Here is a 13,051-nt window from a genome sequence, read left to right on the forward strand (position 1 = left end):
GCGTAGATGACCAACGCCACGTTTCAGCAGCTCTCCCGAAGGGTCCCCGGCTTCCACGCCGGGGAGCCCGAGGGGCGCCCGGTGCGCGTAGCTAACGCGCCGAGTGCCACGGCCCCCGTGCGCCGTGTAGGGAGAGCTGCGTCCGCGGCGGGACGCTTCATCCTGCTCCTCATGCTGGCGCTCGTCCTCTGCTGCGCAGCGGCTCCCCAGGCGGGGGCCGCGCTGCAGGGCGACCTGATCGTGAACCGGGCGAACCTCGAGGTGGAAGGGGTCACCCAGGCCACCAGCTCGGTCACGGTCTCCGTGGTCCTGCGCACCAGCTCCAGCATCGAGTTCCTCAAATACGCAGCGCCGCTTGCCGATGGGAGCCTGATCCCGGGGGCGGCGCTGGTGAACGTCGACACCACCTCCTACCGCACCGGGAGCTCGACTTTCGCGCCGTTTGCGGCACTCCCGGCACCGACCCCGCTGGGTGCCAGCCAGCCCCTGTCGCTGGCGAGCCCGCTGCCGCTCATGACCGCCACCGCCTACCACGCCGGCGAGCCGGTCTTCATCCGGGTCACCGACCTGGACCAGAACCTGGACCACAGCGTCCGCGAGACCATCACCACTACCATCGTCAACACGGCGACCGGCGAGACCGAGGTGCTCCGGCTCACCGAGACCGGCCCGGACACCGGGGTCTTCGTGGGGTATATCCCCTCCCGGGACGGCAGCGGCCTAAGCTCCACCGGCTCCTACAACGGCAGCATCCCGGTCACCCAAGGGAACCCGCTCACCGCGCGCTACGTGGACCAGGTGGACAGCTCCGACTCCTCCACCACCTCGGTCATCGTCGACCCCTTGGGTATCGTCTTCAACAGCTCCACCGGCGCCCCCATCGACGGAGCGACCGTAACCCTGTGGGACGTCGCTCACAACCGGGCCGCCAGCGTCTTCGGCGACAACGGGGTGAGCAGCTTCCCCTCCACCGTGGTCACCGGCTCGATCCCCAAGGACTCCACCGGCCGGGCCTACGCCTTCCCGCCGGGCGGCTTCCGCTTCCCCTTCATCGAGCCGGGTACCTACCAGCTGCGGGTCACCCCGCCCGCCGGTTACAGCGTCCCCTCGGCGGCAAGCGACGCAGCGCTGGTCCAGCTCTCCGGAGGCCCGTTCCTGATCACCACCGGCTCGCGCGGCGAGACCTTCACGGTGAACCCGGGGCCGGCCCTGAGGATCGACATCCCGGCCGACCCGGTCTCCGGGAAGCTCTGGCTGCAGAAGGCGGCCACCAAGTCTCAGGTCTCGGCGGGGGACTTCCTCCCCTACCAGATCAACATCCAGAACAACGACCAGACCCTGGCGGCGAACACCATCCTGGTGACCGACCACCTGCCGCTGGGCTTCCGCTACCGCAAGGGGTCCTCGAAACTGAACGGGCTCGCGCTCGCCGACCCGACCCTTTCCGTCGACGGACGCACCCTCGTGTTCGCGGTGGGCGACCTGGCCCCCAAAGCCACCGCGAGCCTCAGTTATGTGGTGGAGGTCTCCGCCGGCGCCAAGCTGGGGACCGCCGACAACACCGCGGTAGCGGTGAGCGCCGGGGTGAGCTCCAACACCGCGGTGGCCCAGGTCGAGGTCCGCTCCGACTTCCTTACCAGCCGCAGCCTGATCCTCGGCCGGGTCTACGCGGGAAGCTGCTCCGAGGACGCGAAGAGCGTAGACCAGGGGCTCGCCGGGGTACGCATCTTCCTCGAAGACGGCAGCTTCGTGGACACCGACAAGAAGGGGATGTTCCACTTCGAAGGGGTGACCCCGACCGCCCACGTGGTGCAGCTCGACCTCGACTCGCTCCCCGCCGGGTACGTGGCGGTCCCCTGCGAAGCGAACAGCCGCTTCGCAGGACGCGCCTACTCGCAGTTCGTGGAACCGCAGGGGGGGACCCTGTGGCGGGCAGACTTCCACGTCGCCAAAAAGAACGAACGTGCCGTGGCCGGTGAGCACCAGCCCCCCGCAGCGCTGGCTCCCGTCGAGGCAGCCGGTGGAGCCGACGGCGTCCAGGGTGCCGGCAGCGCCACCGAGACCGGTGATCACCCCGGGCCCCAGGGCGCCGCGCACTCTTCGCTCGGGAGCGTGCACCTCGACCTCTCCTCGAGCCTCAAGGACGCTGCCGTCGAGTACCTGGTGCGCATCTGGGGACCGGCTGGGAAGCTTAAAAACCGCCGTCTCACCCTCACCCTCCCGCCGGGAGCCAGCTACCTCGCCGGTTCGAGCGAGCTGGACGGGGTGAAGGGTGACGACCCTGCCGCAAACGGCCATGAACTGAGCTACGCGCTCGGGGACTCGAGCGAGGAGTGGGTGAAGCTCATCCGGCTGCGCGCCGAGCTGAAAGGCGCCGGGGCCGGCGACCTCCTGACCCGCGCCAAGCTCAGTTTCGAGAGCGCGGCGGGGAGCCAGACCACCCCCGATGCGGAGAACCTGCTGCGCCGGGTGAGCGAGGAGGGGCGCCGGGCAATTCCGGACCTGGTCCTGCACCCGCACTTCCCGACCTTCGGCGCCGAGCTGAGCGACGAGGACCGCGCCCGGCTCGACGAACTCGCCCTCTTGTTGTCGGTGCTCGACATCGACAAGATCACCGTCACCGGGCACACCGACAACGTGCGGATCGCGCCGAGGAGCCGGGAGATCTTCCGGGACAACAAGGCACTCTCGCTAGGGCGCGCCTCGAGCGTGGGACGCTACCTGATGCAGAAGCTGCACCTGCCCCCCGCGAAGCTGGAGCTCTTCGGCTTCGGCGAGAACCGCCCGGTCGCCTCGAACCAGAGTTCAGAAGGGCGCGCCGAGAACCGCCGGGTCGAGATCCGGGTCCAGGCGGGGCGCCTGTTCAAGAAGGAGCGCCTGGAACTCGCCAAGGAACACGGTTCCCAGGACCTGCCGCTCGCCAAGCCGCTCACGCCCCCCAAGGCGGAGCCGGCCCCCACCCCGGCACCGGCCCGCGCCGCTGCCGCCGAGGTGGTCCCGGAGAAGGAAGGCGCGGAAAGCGGTCCCAAGATCAAGGAGGAACCAGGGATCCTGAGCCCCGCCGCCGGGAGCGTCCTGATCCACCCGATCAATGGGGTCCGGGTCTGCCTGCCCGCAAGCCTCGCCCCGCGCCTGAAACTGGACGGCAGGGAGATCTCCGCCGAGCGCATCGGCTTCACCATGAAGGACCCGCAGACCGGCAAGGCGATGTACAGCTACATCGGCGTCGATTTCGGTGCGGCAGGCGAGCACACCCTGACCATCGAGGGGGTGGATCCCTTCGGCAACCCGCGTTTCACCCAGAGCGCCAAGCTGACCCGCTCCGGCGAGGTGGTGGGCTTGCGGCTCCTCGACAACCGCGGCAACGTGGCCGACGGCAAGACCCCGGTGCGCCTGAAGCTGGAACTTTTGGACGGCGCCGGGAACCGGATCCCCGCGGCGGCGGAGCTGGAGATCCTGGAAGGTGACCTGAAGCCCTACCGCGCCGAGGGGGAGAAGCTCGAGGCGAAGACCGGCAAGTACGAGAGGGTCCGGGTCGACGCGCAGGGAAATGCCCTGTTCCAGCCCGTCGCCAAGACCGGCCTGTACCGCCTGGTGCTCGGGATCAACGGGGTGAAGCTCGAGGCCGATACCTACCTGAAGCCGGTCATGCGCGACTGGATCCTGGTGGGGATCGCCGACGGGACCGTGGGGTACCACACCATCGCCGGGCACCTGGAGAACGCCAAAGGTGCCGGCATCGACGACAAGCTCTACGATGAGGAGCGCCTGGCCTTCTTCGCCAAGGGGACCGTTAAGGGAGAGTGGCTGATGACCGCCGCCTACGACTCCGCCAAGAGCCGCGGGGCCACCGGCAACGGCCTGTTCCAGACCATCGACCCGAACACCTACTACACCCTCTACGGCGACGCGAGCCAGCAGCAGTACGACGCGGCCAGTGCGAGAAAGCTCTACCTGAAGATCGAGCGTGACCAGTTCTACGCCCTGTTCGGCGACTTCGACACGGGCCTCACCGTGACCGAACTATCGCGCTACAGCCGGCGCTTAAACGGCGTGAAGACCGAATACAACGGCAGGAACTTCGAGCTTAACGCCTTCGGGAGCCAGACCGGGCAGTCCTACGTGAAGGACGAGGTCCAGGGCGACGGCACCTCGGGGCTCTACCACCTCTCCCGCAAAGGGATCGTGATCAACTCCGACAAGGTGCGGCTCGAGGTGCGCGACCGCTTCCGCTCCGAGGTGCTCATCTCGAGCCGGCAGCTCTCCCGCTTCACCGACTACTCGATCGACTACGACTCCGGCACGCTGCTCTTCAAGGAGCCGATCTACAGCCGCGACGACCAGTTCAACCCGATCTTCATCGTGGCCGAGTACGAGACCAACGACGCGAGCTCCAAGGCGATCACCGCGGGTGGGCGCGCCGGGGTGAAGCTCCTGAACGACCGGGTCAAGGCGGGGGTCAGCTTCGTCCACGAGGGACAGGTGAGCGGACGCGGCGACCTGATCGGCTTCGACAGCACCGTGAAGCTCACCCCGCAAACCACCGTGAAGGCTGAAGTGGCGCACACCGAGACCAACTTCGGCACCTCGACGAGCGCCAACGCCTACCTGGCCGAGCTGGCACAGCGCACCGGCAAGCTGGACTCCCGGGTCTACTACCGCGAGATCGAGACCGGCTTTGGCCTGGGGCAGCAGCAGGGGAGCGAGGTGGGGACCCGCAAGCTGGGGGTCGATGCCGGCTATAAGGTCACCGACACCGTCTCGGCGGCCGCCCAGGCGAACCGGCAGTACAACCTCTCCACCGGCGCCGTTGCGGAACTTGCCGAAGGGAAGCTGAACTACCAGGGGGCGAACCTGGGCGCCAGCGTCGGGTTGCGCCACGCCAGCGACCGACTGGGCGACGGCAGCACCCAGTCCTCGGACCAGCTGAGCCTGGGGACCTCCTACCTGGCCCTGGACAAGCGGCTCACCTTGCGGGCGAACCACGACCAGTCCATCGCCGGCAACAACAGCGCAAGCTACCCGACCCGCTCGACGCTCGGGGCCGAGTACAAGCTCACCGACCGGGCGAGCCTCTTCGCCCAGCAGGAGTTCACCGACGGCAACAACCAGCGCAGCAACTCGACCCGCGGCGGCGTGAAGCTTTCCCCCTGGGAGGGGAGCTCTTTGAACAGCTCGCTGGAGCGTAACCTCTCCGAGAGCTCCGACCGTGTCTTCGCCCTCTTCGGCCTGAAGCAGACCGTGAAGCTCAGTGAGCGTTGGAGCGTGGACGGCGGCCTGGACCGCAGCCAGACCCTGAAAAACGCCTACCGCTTCAACGTGAACACCCCGCCGGTCTCCGGCAGCACCGAGGACTTCACCGCGGTCTCCCTGGGGGCCGATTACAAGGAGACCCTCTGGACCTGGAACGGCCGGGTCGAGATGCGCACCGCGACCTCCCAGGACAAGTGGGGGGTGGTGAGCTCCGTCCTAGGCGAGCCGCGCGAGGGATGGGGCGCCTCGGCACGACTGCAGCTCTTCAACACCACCGGCTCCGGGCAGCGCACCCTGAACGGCGACCTGCGCTTCGGCCTGGTCTACCGTCCGCTCGCCACCCGCTGGATCATCCTGGACCGCCTGGACTTCCTGGTGGACCGTCAAAGCGGCGCCAGCAGTTCCACGGACAACCGCCGCGCCGTGAACAACCTGAGCCTCAACTACAAGCCGGGTCGCAAGCTGCAGGCCTCCCTGCAGTACGGCGCCAAGTACGTGCTGGAAAAGATCGACGGTGCCGACTACAGCGGCTTCACCGACCTGATCGGCTTCGAGGGTCGCTACGACCTCACCAGCAAGTGGGACCTGGGGGCCCGGGGCACCCTGTTGCACAGCTGGGGAACCCGCCAGCTGGCCAGCAGCGCCGGGCTTTCCGTTGGCTACAACCTGGTGGAGAACGCCTGGCTGAGCCTTGGCTACAACTTCACCGGGTTCACCGACAAGGACTTCTCCCAGGCCGACTACACCGCCCAGGGACCCTACCTCCGCTTCCGCTTCAAGTTCGACCAGAACTCGGTGAAGGACGCGGTGAAGTGGCTTAACCAGTAACGGGGAGCTCGCGGTAGCTGCATGGCCGGGCGGCTGGGAAGTGCCGCCACCTTATCTGCCTTATCTGCCTTATCGGTCCGACCAGGATCGGTCCCCTAACATAAGACTCTTTCGGAATTCCTGGGGAACAGCCGGGGGGTGAGTGAAGCCGCCATCGGCGATGATGTGGCACCTTCCCCCTCACCCTGTCCCTCTCCCGCAAGGGGAGAGGGGACCCGTTTGGCCTGCTTTCCCTGCTTTCCCTGCTTTCCCTGCTTTCCCTGCTTTCCCTGATTCACCTAATTCACCTAATTCACCTAATTCACTAGAATCACTAAAATCCTATGAAATCTCCGTGGCCCCTGGGATAACTGGATCCCCGCAAGCACCTAACAAAAGAGGGCCACCTTCATCCGAAGGTGGCCCTCTTTTTCGTCATGCAACGGCAGCCGCCAGATCGCCTTAGCGCAGCAGCACCTTGTAGTTGATGGTGAACCGGGCACCGCTTGGGTTCATGGTCCCGGTCATGGGGATCTTCCAGTTGGTCACCAGCCCGTCGTAGCCTGCCGGAGCCCCGCCCGCACCTGAGCTCGGCAGGTAGCTCCAGGTGGCCCCGCCATCCTTCGAGTAGACCGGCGTCCCGAGGGTGAGCCCCGAAGCCGGGGTTCCCTCGCTGAACTGGAAGAGAACCCCGGTGCCGTAGGCGTTGAGACTCCAGTAGGCGTAGGGACTCACGACATCGGTCAACACCACGCTGATCGCATAGCCTGAACTCGGGTTGCTGATCAGATCGCTGTAGGTGACCAACTGGCCTGGTGCCGCGACGCTCGGGGTCACCGTCTTGCTGACACAGAGCACCGGCGCTGGCGTTACGATGAGCGTAGCCGAGGCCGCACTCCCGGCCCCCGCGTTTCCGGTCGAGATCACCCCGGTGCTGTCCAGGTAGCTCCCGGCACTGGCACTGGTCACGTTAACAGTCACCGTGCAGCTGCCGTTGCCGGGGATGGTTGCTCCGGAAAGGGCAAGCAAGCTCCCGCCGTTTGCCGCGCTGACGCTGCCGCTTATGCAGGTGGTGGAGCCGGAAGCGGAGCTCGTGTTGGTCAGACCCGAGGGGTAGCTGTCGCTGAAACCGGCCCCGGTTATCGCGATGCTGTTCGGGTTACTGAGCGTCACCACGAGCTGCGCGGTGTTGCTGAGCAGGATCATCGCGGGGGTGAAGCTTAAGGAGGCGCTGGGTGCCTGCAGCACGTTCAGGGTCGCCGAGGCGGCGCTCCCGGTACCGGCATTGCCGGTCGTGATGGTCCCGGTGCTGTCCAGGTAGCTCCCTGCCGTGGCTGCGGTCACCGTGACGGTTACCGTGCAGCTCCCGTTGGCGGGGATACTGGCACCTGAGAGAGCGAGCGAGCTCCCGTTGTCCGGGGCGACCACCGTTCCGCCGCTGCAGGTGGTGCTTGCCCCGGCACTCGCCGCGTTCAACAGCCCGGCGGGGTAGCTGTCGGTGAAGGCCGCGCCGGTAATGGCCACGGAGTTCGTGTTCGCGAGGGTGACCTTGAGGACCGAGCTGCCGTTCACCCCGATCTGGTTCGGCGTGAAGGTCACCACGGCACTGGGCGAGGTCATGGGGGCCACGGTCAGTACGCCGCTCGCGGTCGCCGAGGTGACCGCGTTTGCGCTGGTAACCGTGCTGGTGGTGTTGGTGTAGGTCCCGATGCTGGGGGCGGAGACCCCGACCGAGATGGTGCAGCTGCCGCTTGCCGGGATGCTGGCAGCGGTAATAGAGAAGGAGAACCTGTTGGCGGCGATCACCGCGGTCCCGCCGCAGCCGTTACTGATGGTCGCCCCGGTGGCTACCACCATCTGCCCCGGGGAGGTGGGGAAGCTATCCGTGAAAGCCACTCCGGTGATTGCCGTGGTGCTCGGGTTGGTCAGCGTAATGCTGAGGGTCGTGGTCCCGTTCACCACCACCTGGTTGGGGGTAAAGCTCTTCTGCACCGTCGGGGCGGGGAGCAGCGTGGTGGTCAGGGTGGCGCTGGCGGCAGCGGCGCTCCCGGCATTGGAGGTCGTCAGCGTGCCGGTAGAGTCGAGGTAGCTTCCCGCCGTGGCGCTGGTGACCTTGACGGTCACAGTGCAGGAGCCGTTGGCGGGGATCGTGGCACCGGAGAGGGTGAGCAGGTCGTCGCCGTCGGCGGCGGTCAGCGTGGCGCCGCTGCAGGTGGTGCTCGCCGCGGCAGGAGTCACGTTCACCAGCCCGGCGGGGTAGTTGTCCGTGAAGGCGGCCCCGGTGATGGCGGTTGCGTTCGGGTTGGTCAGGGTCACCGTCAGGAGCGAGGGAGTATTAACCACCACGGAGCTCGGGGTAAAGCCCAAGGTGACGCTGGGGGCGCTGAGCACCACCAGGGTGGCACTCGCAGCCGCGGCGTTCTCGGCATTGCCGCTTACCAGCGTCCCGGTCGTGTTGAGGTAGCTTCCCGCGCTGGCGCTGGTCACGTTGACGGTGACCGTGCAGCTGCTGCTGGCCGGGATGCTGGCGCCGGAGAGGGTGAGCGAATTGCCGCCGTTGGCCGCCGTCGCCGTGCCCCCCGGGCAACTGGTCGTGGCTCCGGCCGCCGCGGCATTGACCAGCCCCGTGGGGTAGCTGTCGGTGAAGGAGACCCCGGTCACCGTGGTGGCGCTCGTGTTGGTGAGGGTAATGGTTTGCAGTGCGGTGGAGTTGACCGGGATCTGCGCCGGGCTGAAGGCCTTTGTCACCGTAGGGGCGCTAAGCCGCGTGGTAGTCAAGGTGGCACTGGCCGCCGCCGCGTTCCCCGCGTTCGTGGTTGCCACTGCCCCGGTGGAGTTCAGGTAGCTCCCGGCCGTCGAGGAGGTTACGTTGACCGTTACGGTGCAGGAGCCCCCCGCCGGGATGCTGGCCCCGGTGAGGGCGAGCGAGCTGCCGCCGTTGGTCGCGGTCACGGTCCCCCCGGTGCAACTGGTCGACGCGCCGGCACTCGCCGTGTTCACCAGCCCGGCGGGGTAGCTGTCCGTGAAGGAGACCCCGGTGATGGCGGTACTGGTGTTGGGGTTACTGAGCGTGATGCTCAACTGGGCGGTGCTGTTCACCAGCTCCGAGGCAGGCGAAAAGGCCATGGTCACCGTGGGAGGCGCCATGACGAGCAGGGTCCCGCTCGCGGCGGCCGCGCTCCCCGCGTTGCCGGTACTGACGGTCCCGGTGGCATCGGTGTAGTTGCCGGCGGCCGTCGGGGTGACGTTCACGGTAACGGTGCAGCTGCCGTTCGCCGGAATGGTGGCGCCGGCCAGGGCGAGGGAGTTGCCGCCGTTGGCCGCGGTCAACGTGCCGCCGCAGGTGGTGCTCCCCGAGGCGCTCGCCGCGTTAACCAGCCCCGCCGGGTAGCTGTCGGTGAAGGCGACCCCGGTGACCGCGACGGCGTTCGGGTTGGTAAGCGTCACGCTCAGTTGGGAGCTGCCCCCCAGGACGATGCTCGCCGGGGTGAAGGCGAGCGCCACCGTGGGTGGTTGCGGTCCGTTCAGGGAGGCGGTCGCCGCCTGGCCGGTTCCGGCATTGGTGCTGCTGATCGGCCCGGTGCTGTCGGTGAAGGCACCGGTTGCCGTGACCGTCACGTTCACCGTAACGGTGCAGGAACCGCCGGCGGGGATGGTCCCCCCGGAGATGGCGAGCGAGCTGCCGTTGTTGGCGGCGGTCACCGTACTGCCACAGGTGGTGGCAGCCGACGCCGAGGCGGTGTTCACCAAGTTCGCGGGATAGCTGTCCGTGAAGGCGGCCCCGGTAATGGCGACCGTGTTGGGGTTCGAGAGGGTCACCTTGAGCTGCGACACGCCGCCGATACCGATGCTGCTCGGAGTGAAGAGGAGCGCCGCGGTGGGCGGGGCCATGACGGCCAAGGTCGCCGAGGCCGCGGTTCCCGTCCCGGCGTTGCTGGTAGCCACCGGTCCGGTGGAGTTGGCGTAGACGCCGGCCGATGCCGAGGTGGTGGTGACGGTCACCGTGCAGCTGCCGTTCGCCGGGATGGTTGCCCCGGAAAGCGTGAGCGAGTTGCCGCCGCCGGCAGCTGCCACGGTACCGCCGGTACAGGTGGTACTCGCCGCGGCAGTCGCCGCGTTGACGAGCCCTGCCGTGTAGGTGTCCGTAAAGGTTGCGCCGGTGATGGCGCTGCTGTTCGGGTTGGTGAGGGTCACCTGGTAGACCCCCCCCACGCCGGGGAGCACGGTCGTCGGGGTATAGCTGGCGCTCACCGCGGGGGGCTGCAACACCGTGAGGGTGGCCGAGGCAGAGCTCCCGGTCCCGGCGTTGGCAGTAGTGACCGTCCCGGAGGGGTCGATGTAGCTCCCCGCGGCGGCCGAGGTGACGTTGACCGTGACGGTACAACTGCCGTTGGCCGGGATGGTGGCGCCGGAGAGCGCCAGCGAGTTCCCGCCGTCAGCCGCGGTGACCGTCCCGCCGGTACAGGTGGTGCTCTCCGAGGCGTTGGCCGTGTTCAAGAGGCCGGCGACGTAGGTATCGCTGAAGGCGGCGCCGGTGATGGGAGCCGCGTTGGGGTTCGTGATGGTAATGGTGGCGACCGAGGTACCGTTCACCCCGATCTGGCTTGGCGTAAAGGTCTTGGTGATGGTGGGCGGTGCCATGGCCACCAGCGTGCCGGACGCGGCGGCGCCGGTGCCGATGTTGGTCGTGGTGATCGACCCGGTGGAGTTGACGTAGGAGCCCGCCGTGTTGCTCGTGGTGTTGACGGTTACCGTACAACTCCCGTTGGCCGGGATGGTGCCGCCTGTCAGTTTGAGCGAGGTGCCGCTGTTGGCCGCGGTGACCGTGCCGCCGCAGGTGGTCGCCCGGGAGGCGGTGGCGGTATTCACCAAGTTGGTCGGGTAGCTGTCGGTAAAGGCGACCCCGGTCGCGGCGACGTTGTTCGGGTTGGTGAGGGTGACCGTGAGCACCGAGGTGCTGCCGCGCGGTACCGAGGCCGGCGTAAAGGTCTTGGTGGCCACCGGTGGCGCGTAGACCGTAATGGTGGAGCTCGCGCTGTCGTTGTTCGGATAGTAATCGATGACGGCACCGGGCTTCACGAGCGTCGCGGTGTTGGTGAGCTGTCCCCCCGGCGGTGCCGCGTTCACGGTCGCGTTCAGGGTGTAGAGTACCCCGCCGTTTCTGGGGAGGTTCGCGGTGCTGTTCAGGTTGCCGGTCCCCGAGGCGGCGCCGCAGCTGGTTCCGGCGGGCGAGCCGCTGAGGACCGAGCAGGTCCAGCTCCCGGGGGTGAGGTAGGAGGGCATGGTGTCCACCACCCCGACTCCGGTGGCCGTGATGGCATTGGGGCCGTAGTTGCGCACGTTCAGCTGGTACTGGAAGGTGCTCCCCACCAGCGCACTGGTGATCGCGGTGCTGGTGCCGGTAGTGACTGCGGTCTTGGTGACCCCGAGGTCGATGGAGGTGCTCTGGTTCTGGGTGGTGATCAGGAGGTTCCTGATCTCGTGGTAGTTGGTGCTTGCCCCGGTACTGGCGCCGAAGCCGACCTGCAGCTGCTGTGAAGCCGAGATGGCGGGGAGCGCCTGGTTGCTGATCATCTGCACCGGCGTCGTGTTGTAGCCGAACTGGATCCAGGCGCTCAACACCGGATTGGGAGCCGGCGAGATCGAGATGATTACCTTGCGGTAGTTGCTGCTGACCTGGTCCGGCCTCGTGGTGCCGTTGTACCAGAGCGATCCGTTGTTGGGAGAGGTCGCGATCCAGGGGTACGAGGTGCTTCCGCTGGTAGCCCCGGTGGCACCGCCGCCGAAGCCGGAGACCGAGCCGCGCACCGTCATGGTGTTGGGGGTCTGTCCCGGCCCCAGGTAGCGCCCTTCGGAACCCGAGGCGAAGTTGCCGAACTCGTCCACCCCGACGCCGATGTAGCCGCCGCTTATTCCCGGCACCGCAGGGTTCACCGTCGGGGGGAGCTTCTGGGCGTAGCCGAGAGAGCCGCCGAAGGCGCCGATGTTGAAGGCGGGGACTCCGGCGTCGAAGAGGAAGACCGAGTAACCGTCCGCACCGCTCCCGCCCCAGGTGGCGTAGTCGAACTGGACCAGAAGGCCTGCGGAGAGGTCGAAGGTCGTCGCGTTGTAGGCGTAGCCTGTCTGGTTGGTCGAGCTGTTGGTCAGGCGCAGCCAGCCGCTGCCGGCTGCGTCGTCACCGCCGGCAGTATTACCGGTGCCGGTGAGGCGCGCCGTGGTGGGGTTGCCGCCCAAAGTCCATCCTGCGGCATTACTGTCGGTCATCGGTGCGTTGATGATGATGTAGCCGTAGGCAGAGGCGGAGAAGGAGAACCACAGGGCGAGCGTGAGCAGCCAGGCAAAGAGCATCCTGCTGCGGAGTCGGTGCGTCATTTTGGCAAACGGAGCTGGATCCAACGACATTTCAGTACTCATAGAGCTTCGAAGCTTGCTGAAGGTGTGCATGTCGGTCCACACCAGGTAAAACGAGGTAGCCCATCGTTATGAATCAGCGGTGGTTCCGACACTACCTACGGAGTTAGCCCAAAACCTACAGCTTCTGCCTGAGCTGGGAATGAGGAGCCGTAAAGATATCAGGAAACTGACCGTGCTACAATCGAAAATTACTGTGACTCCGATAAGTTCCCCCGATAAAAGACACGAGGCACGAGGTACTGAAGCTGTCGGTTCCCCTTGGTCCCCTACTTCAGAAAAACGGGCAGTGACACTTCCCAAGAAACACCGCGCGCATGGAGGTACGCTTGTGACAGCTTTGCCGTGTTGCCGGAGGTCCCGGGAGGGAAAAAACAGAGGACCTTGCAACTAATGCTTGCAATCCGTTTCGAAACTTGCTATACGTGTCCATCTGGTTGACCCGCCAGATGTAGTATTCGCCGGAATGTAGCGCAGCCTGGTAGCGCACCTGCTTCGGGAGCAGGGGGTCGGAGGTTCGAATCCTCTCATTCCGACCATTTAAATCAAGAGGTTACGGCATATGCCGTAACCTCTTTTT

The 13,051-nt window shown here is 66.7% G+C and carries 2 protein-coding genes and 1 tRNA gene; 2 read left to right on the plus strand and 1 reads right to left on the minus strand.

From position 1 onward, the window contains the following. Nucleotides 1-6: 6 nt before the first annotated feature. Nucleotides 7-6,081 carry an OmpA family protein gene (locus H7688_RS03975; protein WP_183359768.1) on the plus strand — a complete coding sequence of 2,025 codons (6,075 nt, stop codon included), beginning with the start codon at nt 7-9 and terminating at the stop codon, nt 6,079-6,081. A 441-nt stretch (nt 6,082-6,522) separates the two neighbouring features. On the opposite strand, the gene H7688_RS03980 is transcribed toward H7688_RS03975, so the two are convergent. Beyond that, nucleotides 6,523-12,432, minus strand: coding sequence for a DUF7933 domain-containing protein (locus H7688_RS03980; protein WP_183359769.1), 5,910 nt, complete (start codon nt 12,430-12,432; stop codon nt 6,523-6,525). A gap of 501 nt (nt 12,433-12,933) precedes the next feature. On the opposite strand from H7688_RS03980, the gene H7688_RS03985 reads away from it, so the two are divergent. Further along, nucleotides 12,934-13,010, plus strand: a tRNA-Pro gene (locus H7688_RS03985). Nucleotides 13,011-13,051 lie beyond the last annotated feature (41 nt).

Origin of the sequence: Geomonas limicola (assembly GCF_014193675.1) — a bacterium.
In the GTDB taxonomy this organism is placed as follows: domain Bacteria; phylum Desulfobacterota; class Desulfuromonadia; order Geobacterales; family Geobacteraceae; genus Geomonas; species Geomonas limicola.